Consider the following 17,021-nt stretch of genomic DNA (forward strand, 5'->3'; position numbering starts at 1 on the left):
GCTGCGCATGGCTTGGTTCGACGCGGTCATTGTGGGAGCCGGCTTGCCGGCGATGGCGGGGGCATAGGCAACGCCGAAGTCTCGTCAGAAGAACGTCCCGACCACCAACTGCAGATAGGTCCCGGTATCCCGGCTACCCAGCTGCACCCCGCCATTATCGGCATTGCGCTGCGGTTTGTAGAACCCCACCAACGGGCTGATCAGCCAGTGCTCGTTGACCATCCACTCCAGGTACAAGTCCAGCTCGCGGCCACCGAGATTGCCCCGGTCGGTGCTCAGCGGGTCAAAGTCGAAATACAGCGCGCCCACGGTCAGCCCCTCACGTGGCTTGGCCTTGAGCGCCACATGGTGGACCTGGCTGTTGCTGTTGAACGGCCCGGCATAGTTGGCCGCCACTTCACCCTGGAACCAGGTGCCGTAACCGCGGCTAAGGCCATAGAACAGCGGGTCGAAGTGTTCTGAAAAGCGGCTGTAGCGGTAGGTGGCGGTGGGTGACCAGGGCAGGCCGGAGAAGGTCCAGTTGCCTTCCAGGTACCACGCATCCTCACGCCCGCCGGTGCGGTCCTGGGTGACATATTCTGCCGCCAGCTCCAGCTCCTTCACCCCCAGGTTGCCGCGCCCGCGCAGGCTTACCGTGTCCATGCCATCGCGGTGCTCGAGGCCGAGGATCTCGGCGTAGCGCCGGTCCACGTCCAGGCCGTGGATCCAGCTCAGGCCGACGGTGCCGGCGTCGGCCACATGCTCAAGGTTGGCCACGGCCATGGCGCTGTCGGCCTGGAAGTGGTTGTCGGACTTGAGCCACATCAGGTCGCCGCGCCACCCCTGCTTGCCGCCCAGGCGCAGCACGGCGGTGCGGTCGAAGGCCTTGCGCGCGGCCAGGTAGTAGGCGCCGCCCCGGTCGAAGTTGGCGCCCAGGTCGACGTTGCCGGCGTTGACCGGGTCGCCCTGGATCAGGAAACCATCGCCCAGGGTGACCAGCTGGCGGCCACCGGAAATATCGATACCGTCTTCGCCCAGCGCCGGGAACAGGGTGCCGGAGCGCCAGCCCAGGTACAGGTCTTCGACGGCGGTGCGGCGTTCGTCGCCCAGGGTGAAACCGGCGGCGTCGCCATCGCCCCAGGTGGCGGAGCTGAGCAGGCTGAACGCGCCGTAGAGCGCGCCGCTGTCGGCGATGGCCTGGCTGGCGCTGAGGCCGTACTTGACGTAGCCCTCGCGCCAGTTGCTGCTGCCGGGCTGACGGTTGCCGAACTGGTTGAAGCTCTCGTCGCTGTGGAAGATGCCGAACAGGGCTTCGAGGTTGGCGTCGAGGGTGGTGCCGCCTTCGTTGTAGAGGGGGTGGGCCTGAGCGAGCGGTGCGGCCAGCAACAGGGCCAAACTGCAGGCGAGCGTGTGCTTCATGGTGTGCTCCATGTTTTTATTGTGATTGGTGTGTTGCCTGGGGCGGCCCTATCGCGGGGCAAGCCCGCTCCCACGCATGACCCGTGGGAGCGGGCTTGCCCCGCGATGAGTCCATAAGACTCAGAGCTTGATCAGCACCGACTTGAGCTCGGTGTAATGCTCGATCGCCGCCGCGCCCATCTCGCGGCCGACGCCCGAGAGCTTGTAGCCGCCGAACGGCAGCGCCGGGTCCAGGGCGCTGTGGCAGTTGACCCAGACCGAGCCGGACTTGATCCGCGGGATCATCCGGTGCACCGCGGCCAGGTCGTTGGACCAGATGCTCGCGCCCAGCCCGTAGGGGTTGTCGTTGGCCATGCGCACCACCTCATCGAGGTCATCGAACGGCATGGCCACCAGCACCGGGCCGAAGATTTCCTCCTGCACCAGGCGGTGGCGCTGGTCGACGTCGACGATCACTGTCGGCTTGACGAAGTAGCCCGGGCCGAAGCCTTCGCCGCCGCAGGCGATGGTGGCGCCCAGTTCACGCCCCAGCTCGATGTAGCCGGTGACCCGGTCCTGCTGCTTGGCCGAGATCAACGGGCCCATCTGCACCGACGGGTCCAGGCCGTTGCCGAGCTTCATGCCATTGGCGATGCCGGTGATGTCGGCCACCACGTTGTCGAAATGCTTGCGGTGCACGTACAGCCGCGAGCCTGCGCAACACACCTGGCCCTGGTTGAAGAAGATCGCCGTGGCAGCACCGGCGGCGGCCTCCTGCAGGTTGGCGTCGGGCAGCACGATGGTCGGCGACTTGCCGCCCAGCTCCAGGGTGACGCGGGTCATGTTGTCCATGGCCGCCTTGCCGATCAGCTTGCCGACCTCGGTGGAGCCGGTGAAGGTCAACTTGTCCACGCCCGGGTGGCGGCTCAGCGCGGCGCCGGCGTTAAGGCCAGTGCCGGTGACCACGTTGAAGACCCCGGCCGGGTAGCCGGCTTCGTCCACCAGCTCGGCGAGCTTGAGCACGGTCAGCGGGGTTTCGTCGGCGGGCTTCAACACCATGGTGCAACCGGTGGCCAGGGCCGGGCCGAGCTTCCAGCAGGCCAGCAGCAGCGGGAAGTTCCAGGCGACGATGGCGCCGACCACGCCAACGGCTTCGCGACGCACGAAGCCATGGAACTGGTCGTTGGGCATCAGCGGCAGCGAAGGCTCGACCGTGCTGCCCTCGACCTTGGTGGCCCAGCCGGCCATGTAGCGCAGGAAGTCGATGGCCAGTTGCACGTCCATCACCTGGGCCACGGCGGCGCTCTTGCCGTTGTTCAGGCATTCCAGTTCGGCCAGTTGCTGGGCATCGCGCTGCATCAGCTCGGCCAGGCGCCACAGCAGGTTCTGCCGTTCACGCGGGCGGGTGCGGCTCCAGGCCGAATCGTCGAAGGCCTGGCGCGCGGCGCGCACCGCACGGTCGACATCCTCCGGGTCGGCCGCGGGCACCTCGCCAAGGACTTCGCCGGTGGCCGGGTTGCGAAAGCTCAAGGTGCGACCGCTGGCGGCGTCCTGCCAGTCGGCGCCGATGCGCATCCTGAGCTTGCGGGCGAGGAAGTCGCGTGTGGCGGGGAGGATCGGCAGTTCGGAATGCATGGGGGCGGTGCCTCTTGTCATGGTTGTGACCAGGGCTGGGCAATGGGCGTGCCAAAGGAGTCGGATGCCGGGCAAGGCCCGGCAGGCGGTGGTTTTTGTCGAATTGGGAGATAAAGGAGTCAGAGGTGATCTGTTGCATATTGAGATCGGGTGAGACGTCATGTGATACAGATTTACGGACCCTGGCATTACCAACCCCAGCGGTTGTCTCAAGGTGAAACACCCAGTCGCGAAATGGGACGTTCACCTACAATCCCAAACGCCGGCCCATACCCGCAAAACCCAGGCAACTCACTGATCCAAAACATTTTTGCTGCAACTGGCACACTTCCTGTATCGCAACTGTCACATGCACACCGCAGTACCCAAGCGTGCAATAACGATAAGAACAACACCGTGGAGGTCTGACCTTGAAGACGACTCGACTCCGGCGGCAGGCGGGGACACTGGCGCTGGTCGCCACCGCACTGCTGTCCGCCCAGGCCATGGCGGCCGAGCAGGGCCCGAGCCTGTTGCAGAACAAGTGCATGGGGTGCCATATCCCCGAGGGCAACGACAGCTACAGCCGTATCAGCCACCAGCGCAAGACCCCCGAAGGCTGGCTGATGAGCATCGCCCGCATGCAGGTGATGCACGGTTTGCAGATCAGCGACGACGACCGCCGCACCCTGGTCAAGTACCTGGCCGACAAGCAGGGCCTGGCCCCCAGCGAGACCGATGGCGTGCGCTACGCCATGGAGCGCAGGCTCAACACCGTCGAGCACTTCGACGATCAGCTCAGCCAGATGTGCGGGCGTTGCCACTCCGGTGCCCGGGTTGCCTTGCAGCGGCGCCCGGCCCAGGAATGGGAACATCTGGTCAACTTTCACCTCAGCCAGTGGCCGTCCCTCGAATACCAGGCCCAGGCCCGCGACCGCGACTGGCTGGACATCGCCCTCAAGCAGATGGTGCCGGACCTGGCCAAGCGCTTCCCCCTCGACAACCCGGCCTGGGCCGAATGGCTCAAGGCCCGGCCCAAGGCCGACGCGCTGGTGGGGCAGTGGGCGTTCAGTGGCCATATGCTCGCCAAGGGCGATGTGCGCGGGGTGATGAGTGTCAGCGCAGGCGAGGGCGACACCTTCAAGGTCGAGGTCAAGGGGGCTTATGCCGACGGCACGCCGTTCAACGGCAGCGGTTCGGCGATCCTCTACAACGGCTACGAGTGGCGCGGCAACGTCAAGGTCGGCGAGGCCAACCTGCGCCAGGTGTTCGCCGCCATCGACGGGCAGATGAAGGGCCGCATGTTCGAGGCCGAGCATGACGAGCGCGGCCTGGACTTCAACGCGGCCAAGGCTGGCCAAGGGCGTTTGCTGGCGGTGCAACCAGCCTTCATCAAGGCCGGCAGCGACAGCGAGATCACCCTGGTGGGCAGCGACCTGTCCGGCAAACCGGACCTGGGCGCGGGCGTGCAGGTGACCGAGGTGCTGGAGTCGACCCCGACGCTGATCCGGGTCAAGGCGCGTGCCGCCAAGGATGCCGCCGCCGGCCAGCGCGAGGTGTCGGTGGGCGCGCTCAAGGGCTTGCAGTTGGCGGTGTACGACAAGGTCGACGAGGTCAAGGTGGTGCCGGCGTTCTCCATCGCCCGCATCGGCGAAAACGGCGCCTCGGTGCCCAAGGTCCAGGGCCGTTTCGAGGCCGAGGCCTGGGGCAAGGACGCCAGCGGCCAGCCGCTGCGCATCGGCTACCTGCCAGCTACCTGGAAAGTCGAGCCGTTCAACGAACGGGCAGTCGAGGACGAAGACGTCAAGTTCGCCGGGCAGATGCAGGCCGACGGCGTGTTCGTGCCTGGCGGCGCCGGGCCCAACCCTGAACGCAAGATGATGACCAACAACGCCGGCAACCTGAAGGTGGTCGCCACCCTGGCGGACGGCGGGCAGACCGGCGAGGGCCACATGATCGTCACCGTGCAGCGCTGGAACAACCCGCCGCTGCCATGAGGGCAAGGGCGAAGCGCGTAAACACCTGACGAATCGATTATCGGGAGGTCGCCATGGGCGCACTACTGAACCTGGTCGAACGCAACCTGCACGAAGTGCAGGTGGACGCCGACCGCATGCTGTTCCATATCCCCAGCAGTTCGCTGTTCGCCACCGATGCGGTGACCGGCGGCATCATCGACACCCTGCGCCGCCAAGGCTGCTCTGCCGAGGAGCTGATGCAGCAGCTCGGCCAGCAGTTCGACGGGCAGGACATCCAGGAAACCCTGCGCGAGCTGATCGCCCTGGAAGTGGTCAGCGACGGCTCGCCGCTGACCCCGGAAATCGCCCTCAAGCAGGTCGAGCGCACGGCGCTCAACACCGTGGTGCTCAACGTCAACACCGGTTGCAACCTCAGCTGCACCTATTGCTACAAGGAAGACCTCGACAAGCCTTCGGCTGGCAAGAAGATGAGCGCCGCCACCGCCGAGGCCTCGGTGGAGATGCTGCTCAAGGAGTCGCCCGACGAAACCCGCTACAGCGTGGTGTTCTTCGGCGGCGAGCCGTTGTCCAACCGGCCGTTGATCGAGCACATGGTGGCGTACTGCGAGCGGCGTTTCGCCGAGGCCGGCAAACAGGTGGAGTTCATCATGACCACCAACGCCACGCTGCTCACCGAAGAGATCGTCGACTGGCTCAACGCCCACCGTTTCGGGCTGTCCATCAGCATCGACGGGCCCAAGACCGTGCACGACCGCAACCGCATCACCGTGGGCGGGCAGGGCACCTACGACGTGGTGCGGCGCAAGGCCGACATGCTGCTGTCGCGCTACGACAGCCGACCGGTGGGGGCCCGCGTGACCCTGACCCGTGGCATCACCGATGTAGAGACCATCTGGAACCACCTGTTCAACGAGATGGGCTTTGCCGAGGTGGGCTTCGCCCCGGTGACATCCGGTGACATGGCCGACTTCAACCTCACCGGCGAAGAGCTGGTGCAGGTGTTCGACAACATGAAGGCCCTTGGCCGGCGCTACCTGGAGGCAGCGTTGGAGCATCGCAACATCGGCTTCTCCAACCTGCACCAGTTGATCACCGACATCCACGAGGGCCACAAGAAGGCCCTGCCGTGCGGTGCCGGGCTGAAGATGCTGGCGGTCGACCACCAGGGCGAGCTGAACCTGTGCCACCGCTTCACCGGCTCCAGCCTGCCGACCTTCGGCAACGTGCACCAGGGCGTGAAGCAGGCGCAGCTCAACGACTTCCTGTCACAGCGCCTGGACCGCACCGGCACCGGCTGCGACAGCTGCCGCATCCGCAACCTGTGTTCCGGCGGCTGCTACCACGAAAGCTACGCCCGCTACGGCGACCCGCAGCACCCGACCTACCACTACTGCGAGCTGATGCGCGACTGGGTCGACTTCGGCATCGAGGTCTACAGCCGCATCATGGCCGCCAACCCGGCCTTCATCGATCGCTACATCACCCCCAGGAAGGCGCACTGACATGAAGCACCTCAAACCGCTGAACAACAAGGCGCGCATCCTTGAGCAGGCCGCCGCCGAGGACCGCGTCGAAGAAGTGCTGGCGATGAGCGCCGTGGCCGGCTGCACCGCCACCACCGACCCGGGTTGGGAAGTGGACGCCTTTGGTGGCGTCAGCTCGCTGTGCCAGCCGATGGAGGCCGACCTGTATGGCTGTTCCGACCCTTGCTGGTGGCCGGCCCAGGTGCCGGACATGATGAGCACCTACCAGGACTGGAACGCCCAGGCGACCAACTCCGCCGAAGACTGGCGCAACCTCGGCACCGTATTCCCGAAAGACAAATAGAACGACAAGGGGAAACCGCATGAAACCTGGATTCTGCGCGCAACTCGCGCTTACCGTCGCCGCCACGGCCTGCGCCTGGGCGGCCCAGGCCGACGACGCAGGCAAAGCCCTGCAGGCCGGCCACGAATACCTGATCGCCACCAACTACCCGAACAACCTGCATGTGGTCGAGGTGGCCAGCGACACCCTGTACAAGACCTGCCGCATGCCCGACTCGTTTGGCCCTGGCACGGCGATGATGGCGCCGGACAACCGCACCGCCTACGTGCTCAACAACCACTTTGCCGACATCTATGGCATCGACCTGGACAGCTGCAAGACCACCTTCCACGCCAACCTGTCCAGCGTGCCAGGCGAGGTGGGCAAGGCCATGTACTCCTTCGCCATCAGCCCCGACGGCAAGGAAGTCTATGCCACGGTCAACCCCAGCCAGCGCCTGAACGACCATTACGTGGTCAAGCCGCCGCGCCTGGAGGTGTTCCGCACCGGCGACGGGCTGGACGCCAAGCCGGTGCGCACCTTCCCGATGCCGCGCCAGGTGTACCTGATGCGCGCCGCTGACGACGGCAGCCTGTATGTGGCCGGGCCGGACATCTACAAGATGGACGTGAAGACCGGCAAGTACACCGTCGCCTTGCCGCTGCGCAACTGGAACCGCCCCGGCTACAGCGCACCCGACGTGCTGTACTTCTGGCCGCACCAGAGCGCGCGGCATGAGTTCTCGATGCTCTACACCATCGCCAAGTTCAAGGATGCCAAGCAGGATCCGGCCACCGCCGAGCCGCTGTACGGCTACCTGAGCATCGACCTGAAGACCGGCAAGGCCCACACCGAGGAGTTTGCCGAGTTGACCGAGTTGTATTTCACCGGCCTGCGCTCGCCGAAGGATGGCAACCAGATGTATGGCGTGCTCAATCGCCTGGCGCGCTACGACATCAAGCAGAAGAAACTGGTCAAGGCCGCGAATCTGGAACATACCTACTACTGTGTGACCTTCGACAAGGCGGGCGACAAGCTGTACCTGGGCGGCACCTTCAATGACCTGGCGGTGTTCGACCCGAATACCCTGGAGAAGGTGAAGAACATCAAGCTGCCAGGCGGTGATATGTCGACCACCACGCCGCAGGTGTTCGTCCGGTAACCCCATCGCGGGGCAAGCCCGCTCCCACGTGGTGAACTGCTCCGTGGGAGCGGGCTTGCCCCGCGATGGCGGTGGTTCAGGTAGACCAGAACAACAAGAGATACCCATGACCCAGCCAAGCTATTCCCAAGGCAACCCCGACAAACCCTTGCTCAACCACTGCATCGGCGATGCCTTCGACGCCACCGTCGCCTGCTTCCCCGACCGCGAGGCCCTGATCGTCCGCCACCAGCAGTTGCGCTACACCTGGCGGCAACTGGCCGAAGCGGTCGACCAGCACGCCCGGGCCCTCATGGCCCTTGGCGTGCAGGCCGGTGAACGCCTGGGCATCTGGGCGCCCAACTGCGCCGAGTGGTGCATCACCCAGTTCGCCAGCGCCAAGGTCGGCGCGATCCTGGTCAACATCAACCCGGCCTACCGCAGCAGCGAGCTGGACTACGCCCTGGGCCAGTCCGGCTGCCAGTGGGTGATCTGCGCCGATGCCTTCAAGACCTCCGATTACCACGCGATGCTGCTCGGGCTGGTGCCCGGCCTGGGCGATAGCCACCCCGGTGCCCTGGCCAGCGAGCGCTTGCCCGAGCTGCGTGGCGTGATCAGCCTGGCCAGCGCGCCGCCAGCAGGTTTCCTGGCGTGGCCGGCCCTGCAGGCCAGGGCCGGCGAGGTGACCTGCGAGCAACTGGCCGCCCGTCAGGCCAGCCTGCGCCCGAGCGACCCAATAAACATCCAGTACACCTCCGGCACCACCGGTTTCCCCAAGGGCGCCACCCTCAGCCACCACAACATCCTCAACAACGGCTACATGGTCGGCGAAAGCCTCGGCCTCACCGAGCACGACCGCCTGGTGGTGCCGGTGCCGCTGTACCACTGCTTCGGCATGGTCATGGCCAACCTTGGCTGCATGACCCACGGCAGCACGCTGATCTACCCCAACGACGCCTTCGACCCGCTGCTGACCCTGCAGGCCGTGGCCGAAGAGCGCGCCACCGCGTTGTACGGCGTGCCGACCATGTTCATCGCCGAGCTGGACCACCCGCGCCGGGGCGAGTTCGACCTGTCCAGCCTGCGCACCGGGATCATGGCCGGCGCCACCTGCCCGATCGAGGTGATGCGCCGGGTGATCGGCGAGATGCACATGGGTGAAGTGCAGATTGCCTACGGCATGACCGAGACCAGCCCGGTGTCGCTGCAGACCGGCGCCGATGATGATCTTGAGCGCCGGGTGACCAGTGTCGGCCGCACCCAGCCACGGCTGGAGAACAAGATTGTCGACAGTGAGGGCGACACACTGCCGCGCGGCGAGATCGGCGAGCTGTGCACCCGTGGCTACAGCGTGATGCTCGGCTACTGGAACAACCCCAAGGCCAGCGCCGAAAGCATTGATGGCGAGGGCTGGATGCACACAGGCGACCTGGCGGTGATGGACGAGCAGGGCTATGTGCGTATCGTCGGGCGCAGCAAGGACATGATCATCAGGGGGGGCGAGAACATCTATCCGCGGGAGCTGGAGGAGTTCTTCTTTACTCACCCGGCGGTGGCTGATGTGCAGGTGATCGGTGTTCCGTGCAGCAAATATGGCGAGGAGATCGTGGCCTGGGTTCGTTTCCACCCGGGGCACAGTGCCAGCGAGGAGGAACTGCGTGAGTGGGCGAGGGCGCGGATTGCACACTTCAAGGTGCCGAGGCACTTCCGATTTGTTGATGAGTTTCCGATGACTGTGACGGGGAAGGTGCAGAAGTTCAGGATGCGCGAGATCAGTATCGGGGAACTGTCTGGGCGTTGAGCATTGCTTTCATTGGCCTCTTCGCGGGTAAATCGCACCGGCGCACCGCCGCTCCCACAGGTACAGCGCCGCCCTCTGTGGGAGCGGGTTTACCCGCGAAGAGGCCGGCACTGGCAGTCGCGATGATTCAGTCCTGCAGCAATTCCGGGCTGTTGAAGTTGCTCAGCCGCTGATCATCCTGCGCACACTCCAGCCTCTGCACAGTCTCAACCAACAGCGCCTTCTGCAAACTCCGCTCACCCACCGCCCACGCCTGCTCCAGCCCCGCCAGCACCCGCCGCGGCAGCACACTGAACATCGGCTGCCAATACCCCCCCTGACGGACCATCGCCGCACTGTCGTGCGCGACAGCCAGTTTCAGCAGGTCCTCTATCAGCACCTGATCAACCAAAGGCGCATCGCACGCCAGCAGCACCACCCATTCATGCCTGGCGACCTTCAACCCGGCAATCACCCCAGCCAGCGGCCCAGGGAAGTCGACCTCGGCATCGCCAACCAGTTGGTCGGCATAGGGCCGATACAGCGCCTGGTTGCGATTGCAGGAAATCACCACATCGTCGGACAACCCTCGCACCACCCGCTGCACATGGGCCACCAGCGGCTCGCCGCGCCATGGCACCAGGCCTTTGTCACGGCCGCCCATGCGCTGGCCGCGGCCGCCGGCGAGGATGAGGATCGAGCAGGGGGGCAGGGCAGTGGGCATGAAAAAGGGTTCCGGGCAGTCAATGCCGGGAACCCTCTCATTCAACGCAGGGGCTTGTCCAGTCAGCTTTCGCTGGCCACTGGCGTGCCTTCCCTGGCCCGGTCACGCCCGGCCAGGCGCATCACCACCACGAAGAACACCGGCACGAACACCACGGCGAACGTGGCGCTGAGCATGCCGCCGATCACCCCGGTACCGATCGCCTGCTGGCTGGCCGAGCTGGCGCCGCTGGCGATGGCCAATGGCACCACGCCGAGGATGAATGCCAACGAGGTCATCACGATCGGCCGCAGGCGCAGGCGGGCGGCCTGGATCGCGGCCTGGCTGGCATCGACGCCCTGGTCGACCAGTTCCTTGGCGAACTCGATGATCAGGATGGCGTTCTTCGCCGACAGGCCGATCAGGGTAATCAGGCCGACCTTGAAGAACACGTCGTTGGGCAACCCGCGCAGGGTCACAGCCAATACCGCGCCAAGCACGCCCAGCGGCACCACCAGCAGCACCGCGGTGGGGATCGACCAGCTTTCGTACAGCGCCGCCAGGCACAGGAACACCACCAGCAGCGACAGCGCCATCAGCAGCGGTGCCTGGCTGCCGGACAGCCGCTCCTGCAGCGACAGGCCGGTCCACTCCAGGCCGGCGCCGGCAGGCAGCTGCGCCACCAGGCGCTCGATCTCGGCCATGGCTTCGCCCGAGCTGTAGCCGGGCGCCGGTTCGCCGGAGATCGACACCGCCGGGTAGCCGTTGTAGCGGGTCAGCTGCACCGGGCCGCTCTGCCAGTGGGCGGTGACGAAGGCGCCCAAGGGCACCATCTTGTCGCTGTTGTTGCGCACATGGATCTTGAGCAGGTCCTCGACCTGGCTGCGCTGGTCGCCTTCGGCCTGCACCACCACCCGCTGCATGCGGCCCTGGTTGGGGAAGTCGTTGACGTAGTTGGAGCCCACCGCGGTGTTGAGCACCTCGCCGATGGCGGCGAACGACACACCCAGCGCATTGGCCTGGCGGCGGTCCACTTCCAGCGCCACCTGCGGGCTTTCGGCCAGCGAGGCTTCGCGCACGTTGACCAGCAGCTTGCTCTTGCGCGCCTGCTCCAGCAGCTGGTCGCGGGCCTGCATCAGTTCGCTGTAGCCCATGCCGCCCCGGTCCTGCAGGCGGAACTCGAAGCCGCTCGACTCACCCAGGCCGTCGACTGGTGGCGGCAGCACCGAGTAGGCGATGGCGTCCTTGAGCTGGGTGAAGGCCATGGTCGCGCGGTCGGCGATGGACTGCGCACTGTCGTCGCTGCCGCGCTCGGACCAGTCCTTGAGCGTGGTGAAGGCCAGCGCCGCGTTCTGCCCGCTACCGGAGAAACTGAAGCCCAGGATCAGCGTGGTGTTGGCCACGCCCGGCTCTTCGGCGTTGTGCGCCTCGATCTGCCGCGCCACTTCGATGGTGCGGGCCTGGCTGGCGCCCGGCGGCAGCTGGATATCGGTGATGGTGTAGCCCTGGTCTTCGGTGGGCAGGAACGCACTGGGCAACTGGCTGAAGCCATACACCAGCACCCCCACCAGCGCGGCATACACCAGCAGGTAGCGGCCGCTGCGCGCCAGGGCGTGGGTGACCCAGCGCTGGTAGCCGTTGCTCATGCCCTCGAAGCGGCGGTTGAACCAGCCGAAGAAGCCTTTGCGCTCGTGGTGCTCGCCCTTGGCGATCGGCTTGAGCAGGGTGGCGCACAGCGCCGGGGTGAGGCTCAGGGCGAGGAACGCCGAGAACAGGATCGACACCGCCATCGACACCGAGAACTGCTGGTAGATGACCCCCACCGAGCCTTTCATGAAGGCCATCGGCAGGAACACCGCCACCAGCACCAGGGTGATGCCGACGATGGCGCCGCTGATCTGGCCCATGGCCTTGCGCGTGGCCTCTTTGGGCGGCAGGCCTTCCTCGGCCATGATCCGCTCGACGTTTTCCACCACCACGATGGCGTCGTCCACCAGGATGCCGATGGCCAGCACCATGCCGAACAGGGTCAGCACGTTGACCGAGAAGCCCAGGGCGTTCATCACCGCGAAGGTGCCCATCAGTGCCACCGGCACCACCAGCGTCGGGATCAGGGTGTAACGGAAGTTCTGCAGGAACAGGAACATCACCGCGAACACCAGCACCATGGCCTCGACCAGGGTGTTGATCACTTGCTTGATCGACACTTTGACGAACGGCGAGGTGTCGTAGGGGATGTCGTATTTCACCCCGGCCGGGAAGTAGCGCGACAGCTCATCGAGCTTGTGCTTGACCAGGGTGGCGGTTTCCATGGCGTTGGCGCCTGGCGCCAGCTTGACGCTGAAGGCGCTGGTGGCCTTGCCATTGAGGCGGGTGCCGTACTGGTATTCCTGGGCGCCGATCTCGACCCGGGCGACATCGCCGACGGTCACCGCCGAGCCATCGCGGTTGGCCCGCAGCACAATGGCGGCGAACTCTTCGGGCGTGCTCAGCTGGCCCTTGACCAGCACGTTGGCGGTGATTTCCTGGGTCGGCCGGGTGGGCAGGTCGCCGATACTGCCCGGCGCCACCTGGGCGTTCTGCGCGGCAATGGCCTCGGCCACATCGTTGGGCGTAAGGCTGAAACCGACCAGCTTGGCCGGGTCGATCCAGATCCGCATGGCCCGTTCCGAGCCATACAGTTGCGCCTTGCCCACGCCCTTGACCCGGCGAATCTCGTTCATCACGTTGCGCGCGAGGATATCCGACAGGGCGATCTCGTCGAGGCTGCCGTCCTCGGAGGTGAGGGTGGCCAGCAGCAGGAAGCCGGTGGACACCTTTTCCACCTGCAGGCCCTGCTGGGTGACCGGGCGCGGCAGGCGCGACTCGATCACCTTGAGGCGGTTCTGTACGTCCACCTGGGCCAGGTCCGGGTTGGTACCGGGCTGGAAACTGGCAGTGATGGTGGCGCTGCCCAGGCTGCTTTGCGAGGCGAAATACAACAGGTTGTCGGCGCCATTGAGCTCCTGCTCGATGATGCTGACCACGCTTTCGTCCATGGTCGCCGCCGAGGCGCCCGGGTACACGGCGTAGATTTCCACCTGCGGCGGCGCCACGTCGGGGTACTGGGCCACCGGCAACTGCGGCAGGGCCAGGCCGCCGAGCAGCAGGATGAACAGCGCGACCACCCAGGCGAAGACCGGGCGGTCAATGAAGAACTGCGGCATGGATCAGGCCCTCACTGGCCGTTGTGCTGGACGATGGGGAGTGCGTCCGGTTGTTCGTCGACCTGCACCTGGTCACCGGCCTTGACGTGCTGCAGGCCCTCGACCACGACGCGTTCGCCCGGCTTGAGGCCGTCGTTGACGATCCAGCGGTCGCCCTGGGCGCTGCCCAGCTGTATCTGGCGCTCGCTGATACGGTCCTGCTGGTCGACCACCAGCACCTTGGGTACGCCGGCGCTGTCGCGCAGGATTGCCCGTTGCGGCACGCTGATGCCCTGGGGTTGCACGGCCTGGTCCAGGCGCACGCGCACGTAGCTGCCGGGCAACAGGTCGAGGTCGGGGTTGGGGAACTCGCTGCGCAGGGTGATCTGGTTGGTGCTCGGGTCGACGCTGAGGTCGGAGAACAGCAGCTTGCCGGGCAGCGGGTAGGCGCTGCCATCGTCCTGGATCAAGGTGGCCTTGACCTGGCCCTGGCCGACCTGTTGCAGCTCGCCGGCCCGCAGCGCGCGGCGCAGGGCGTTGAGCTCGCGGGTCGACTGGGTGACGTCGGCGTGGATCGGGTTCAACTGCTGGATGGTCGCCAGTGGCGTGGTCTCGTTCTGGCCGACCAGCGCACCTTCGGTCACCAGTGCCCGGCCGATGCGCCCGGAGATCGGCGCGGTGACGGTGGCATAGCCGAGGTTCAAGCGGGCGCGCTCGAGGGCGGCCTTGGCCTCGGCCACCGCGGCGTCGGCCTGCAGGAAGCTGGCGCGGGCATTGTCGTACTCCTGGCGGCTGACCGCCTTGTCGTCGACCAGCTGGCGATAGCGCTGCTCTTGCAGGCGGGCCTGGTAAACCGTGGCCTCGGCCTTGGCCAGGGTGGCGCGGGCGCTGTCCAGGTCGGCCTTGAACGGCGTCGGGTCGATCAGGAACAAGACATCGCCCTGCTTGACGTCGCTGCCTTCGCGGTACACCCGCTTGAGCACCACCCCGGCGACCCGGGCGCGGACCTCGGCGGTGCGCGGGGCGAGGATGCGTCCGCTGAGTTCGCTGCTGATGGCCAGCGCCTGCAACTGCAGGGTTTCGACCCGCACCTGCGACACGGGCGCCTGTTCGGCCTGTTCGGCAGCGTCATCGCAGCCGGCAAGCGCGAGGGTTAACAGCGCCAATAGCGCCAAGGGGCGCAGGCGCGGAGTGCTCAGAATGGACATACGGATCTTCCAGGGTTGATCGGGCCTATGCTAAGGCAAGCGTTCGCGGGGGCGCTGTTAAGCTCTGTAGGGGGTATGTGAAAAAGTGTGAAGCAGCGGCGGCACCCGGCGCAGGATTCGATATCCTGCCTCCCTTCACTCCTTCGTCAAAGCCCTTTATGCCGAACCTTCTCCTGGTCGAGGACGACAGCGCACTGTCCGAGCTGATCGCCAGCTACCTGCAACGCAACGACTTCCATGTCCGGGTGATCGCCCGTGGCGACCATGTGCTGGATGCGTTCCGCCAGCTCAAGCCGGACCTGGTGATCCTCGACCTGATGCTGCCGGGCCTCGACGGCCTGCAGGTGTGCCGCCTGCTGCGCCAGGAGTCGCAGAGCCTGCCGATCCTCATGCTGACCGCCCGCGACGACAGCCACGACCAGGTGCTGGGCCTGGAGATGGGCGCCGACGACTACGTGACCAAACCCTGCGAGCCCCGTGTGCTGCTGGCCCGGGTGCGCACCCTGCTGCGCCGCAGCGGCATCCACGAACCACGCCTGGACAGTGAGCAGATCCTCATCGGTGGCCTGCACATCGACCTGGCCGAGCGCACGGTGAGCTGGCGCGGCGAAGAGGTGGAGCTGTCCAGCGGCGAGTACAACCTGCTGGTGGTGCTGGCGCGCAACGCCGGCGAGGTGCTCAGCCGCGACCGCATCCTGCAGCAGCTGCGCGGCATCGAATTCAACGGCACCGACCGTTCGGTGGACGTGGCCATCTCCAAGCTGCGCCGCAAGTTCGACGACAGCGCAGGCGAGGCGCGCAAGATCAAGACCGTGTGGGGCAAGGGCTACCTGTTCAGCCGCGTCGAGTGGGAGTACTGATACGCCATGCTGAAGATCCTGGTGCGCCTGTACCTGGTGATCATCGTCGCCTATGCCGGTGCCTTGCTGCTGATCCCCGATGCCATCGTCGGCGCTTTCCATGGGCGCTTCATGGCCTACAACCTGGACCAGACCAAGGGCGTGCAGTCGTTGATCGCGCGCCAGTTCCAGCAGGCGCCGCGGGAGCAGTGGCCCGCGATTGAGAAGGAACTGGCCGAAGCCTTCGCGCCGCTTGAGGTGCAGTTGCTGGCCATGGACAAGGCCGACCTCGACCTCGAAGAGCGCACGCGCCTGGAGCAAGGGCTGCACGCTGTGCGTATCGCCGACTGGGGGTACTACGAAACGGTGCTGGCGCCGCTCGACAAGCAGTGGCTGGTGCGCCTGCATTCACCCCCCGACCCGTTCGATATCAACGTGCTGTCGTGGGGTGTCACCGTGCTGATCGGGGCCGCCATGCTGGGGTGCCTGCTGCTGTGGGTGTGGCCGCACTGGCGCGACCTGGAGCGGTTCAAGGAAACCGCGAGGCGCCTGGGCCAGGGCGATCTGGCCGAGCGCACACACATCCCGCCGCGTTCGAACATCGGCGAGCTGGCCGGGGTGTTCGACACCATGGCCGGCGACCTGGAACGCCACGTCAACCAGCAGCGCGAGCTACTCAATGCCGTGTCCCATGAGCTGCGCACGCCGCTGACCCGGCTGGACTTCGGCCTGGTGCTGCTGTTCGACGAAGTGCCACCCGCCTGCCGCAAGCGCCTGCTGGAGCTGGTCGGCCATGTGCGTGAGCTGGATGAGCTGGTACTGGAGCTGCTGTCGTACAGCCGCCTGGAGAATGCCAACCAGGCCCGCGAGCGGGTCGAGGTATCGCTGCTCGAGCTGGTCGACAGCGTGCTCGGCAGTTTTGCCGAAGAACTCGATGGCCGGGGTATCCAGTGGGAAGTACGCAGCGAGGGCGACTTGCCGCGCTTCGTGCTCGACCCAAGGCTGACCGCCCGCGCGGTGCAGAACCTGGTGCGCAATGCCATGCGCTATTGCGACGAGAGCCTGCTGCTGCGCCTGCGCCTGGAAGACGACGGCGCCTGCCTGCTGACGGTGGAAGACGACGGCATCGGTATCCCGGTGGAGGAGCGCGAGCGGATCTTCCAGCCGTTCTACCGCCTGGACCGTAGCCGGGATCGCAATACCGGCGGGTTCGGCCTGGGGCTGGCGATCAGTCGGCGAGCCATCGAGGGGCAGGGCGGGACCTTGACCGTGGCGCAGTCGGCGTTGGGTGGGGCGCAGTTCAGGATTCGCCTGCCAGCGGGGTGATGCTGCTCATCGCGGGGCAAGCCCGCTCCCACAGGCAGAGTGCAGGTCTTGAGTTCGGCGCGG

12 protein-coding genes are annotated in these 17,021 nt (G+C 66.1%); 7 read left to right on the forward strand and 5 right to left on the reverse strand.

Annotated features, from left to right (window positions below; genetic code table 11):
* Nucleotides 1-84: 84 nt before the first annotated feature.
* Nucleotides 85-1,398 (reverse strand): hypothetical protein, encoded by a 1,314-nt coding sequence (locus RTH46_RS15350; protein ID WP_316906030.1) that lies wholly within the window; start codon nucleotides 1,396-1,398, stop codon nucleotides 85-87.
* Between the two features lie 120 nt (nucleotides 1,399-1,518).
* A complete protein-coding gene (locus RTH46_RS15355) occupies nucleotides 1,519-3,012 on the reverse strand; it encodes an aldehyde dehydrogenase family protein (protein ID WP_316906031.1) in 1,494 nt (497 codons plus the stop codon).
* 410 nt (nucleotides 3,013-3,422) lie between these two features.
* Here RTH46_RS15355 and peaA point away from each other — a divergent pair, with 410 nt between their 5' ends.
* From peaA to RTH46_RS15380, 5 genes are all read left to right on the forward strand, one after another.
* Nucleotides 3,423-4,988 (forward strand): quinohemoprotein amine dehydrogenase subunit alpha, encoded by a 1,566-nt coding sequence (gene peaA, locus RTH46_RS15360; RefSeq protein WP_153786987.1) that lies wholly within the window; start codon nucleotides 3,423-3,425, stop codon nucleotides 4,986-4,988.
* Nucleotides 4,989-5,041: 53 nt separating this feature from the next.
* Nucleotides 5,042-6,472: a quinohemoprotein amine dehydrogenase maturation protein gene (gene peaB / locus RTH46_RS15365; RefSeq protein ID WP_316906032.1), complete on the forward strand. Its 1,431-nt coding sequence runs from the start codon at nucleotides 5,042-5,044 to the stop codon at nucleotides 6,470-6,472.
* 1 nt (nucleotide 6,473) lies between these two features.
* Nucleotides 6,474-6,797, forward strand: coding sequence for a quinohemoprotein amine dehydrogenase subunit gamma (gene qhpC / locus RTH46_RS15370; RefSeq protein WP_046855356.1), 324 nt, complete (start codon nucleotides 6,474-6,476; stop codon nucleotides 6,795-6,797).
* Nucleotides 6,798-6,816: 19 nt separating this feature from the next.
* Complete coding sequence (peaD, locus tag RTH46_RS15375; RefSeq protein ID WP_110994492.1) at nucleotides 6,817-7,938, forward strand: quinohemoprotein amine dehydrogenase subunit beta; 1,122 nt, start codon at nucleotides 6,817-6,819, stop codon at nucleotides 7,936-7,938.
* 106 nt (nucleotides 7,939-8,044) lie between these two features.
* Complete coding sequence (locus RTH46_RS15380; RefSeq protein WP_316906033.1) at nucleotides 8,045-9,718, forward strand: fatty acid CoA ligase family protein; 1,674 nt, start codon at nucleotides 8,045-8,047, stop codon at nucleotides 9,716-9,718.
* Nucleotides 9,719-9,845: 127 nt separating this feature from the next.
* Here the strand turns inward: RTH46_RS15380 and mobA are convergent, their stop codons facing one another.
* The 3 genes from mobA to RTH46_RS15395 all read right to left on the reverse strand — a co-directional run bounded on the left by mobA (nucleotide 9,846) and on the right by RTH46_RS15395 (nucleotide 14,793).
* Nucleotides 9,846-10,421: a molybdenum cofactor guanylyltransferase MobA gene (gene mobA / locus RTH46_RS15385; protein ID WP_316906034.1), complete on the reverse strand. Its 576-nt coding sequence runs from the start codon at nucleotides 10,419-10,421 to the stop codon at nucleotides 9,846-9,848.
* Between the two features lie 62 nt (nucleotides 10,422-10,483).
* Nucleotides 10,484-13,606, reverse strand: coding sequence for an efflux RND transporter permease subunit (locus tag RTH46_RS15390; protein ID WP_316906035.1), 3,123 nt, complete (start codon nucleotides 13,604-13,606; stop codon nucleotides 10,484-10,486).
* Between the two features lie 11 nt (nucleotides 13,607-13,617).
* A complete protein-coding gene (locus RTH46_RS15395) occupies nucleotides 13,618-14,793 on the reverse strand; it encodes an efflux RND transporter periplasmic adaptor subunit (protein ID WP_316906036.1) in 1,176 nt (391 codons plus the stop codon).
* Between the two features lie 158 nt (nucleotides 14,794-14,951).
* Between RTH46_RS15395 and RTH46_RS15400 the strand changes: the two genes are divergently transcribed.
* Nucleotides 14,952-15,653, forward strand: a complete 702-nt coding sequence (locus RTH46_RS15400) for a response regulator transcription factor (protein ID WP_316906037.1) — start codon at nucleotides 14,952-14,954, stop codon at nucleotides 15,651-15,653.
* Nucleotides 15,654-15,659: 6 nt separating this feature from the next.
* Nucleotides 15,660-16,958, forward strand: a complete 1,299-nt coding sequence (locus RTH46_RS15405) for an ATP-binding protein (protein WP_316906038.1) — start codon at nucleotides 15,660-15,662, stop codon at nucleotides 16,956-16,958.
* Nucleotides 16,959-17,021 lie beyond the last annotated feature (63 nt).

This window comes from Pseudomonas sp. zfem004, assembly GCF_032621715.1.
Taxonomy (GTDB): domain Bacteria; phylum Pseudomonadota; class Gammaproteobacteria; order Pseudomonadales; family Pseudomonadaceae; genus Aquipseudomonas; species Aquipseudomonas sichuanensis.

Bases quoted from the DNA above. Each gene is read 5' to 3' on its own strand.
- RTH46_RS15350 (WP_316906030.1), bottom strand. From the start codon at position 1,398: ATGAAGCACACGCTCGCCTGCAGTTTGGCCCTGTTGCTGGCCGCACCG.
- RTH46_RS15355 (WP_316906031.1), bottom strand. From the start codon at position 3,012: ATGCATTCCGAACTGCCGATCCTCCCCGCCACACGCGACTTCCTCGCC.
- peaB (WP_316906032.1), top strand. From the start codon at position 5,042: ATGGGCGCACTACTGAACCTGGTCGAACGCAACCTGCACGAAGTGCAG.
- qhpC (WP_046855356.1), top strand. From the start codon at position 6,474: ATGAAGCACCTCAAACCGCTGAACAACAAGGCGCGCATCCTTGAGCAG.
- peaD (WP_110994492.1), top strand. From the start codon at position 6,817: ATGAAACCTGGATTCTGCGCGCAACTCGCGCTTACCGTCGCCGCCACG.
- RTH46_RS15380 (WP_316906033.1), top strand. From the start codon at position 8,045: ATGACCCAGCCAAGCTATTCCCAAGGCAACCCCGACAAACCCTTGCTC.
- mobA (WP_316906034.1), bottom strand. From the start codon at position 10,421: ATGCCCACTGCCCTGCCCCCCTGCTCGATCCTCATCCTCGCCGGCGGC.
- RTH46_RS15390 (WP_316906035.1), bottom strand. From the start codon at position 13,606: ATGCCGCAGTTCTTCATTGACCGCCCGGTCTTCGCCTGGGTGGTCGCG.
- RTH46_RS15395 (WP_316906036.1), bottom strand. From the start codon at position 14,793: ATGTCCATTCTGAGCACTCCGCGCCTGCGCCCCTTGGCGCTATTGGCG.
- RTH46_RS15400 (WP_316906037.1), top strand. From the start codon at position 14,952: ATGCCGAACCTTCTCCTGGTCGAGGACGACAGCGCACTGTCCGAGCTG.
- RTH46_RS15405 (WP_316906038.1), top strand. From the start codon at position 15,660: ATGCTGAAGATCCTGGTGCGCCTGTACCTGGTGATCATCGTCGCCTAT.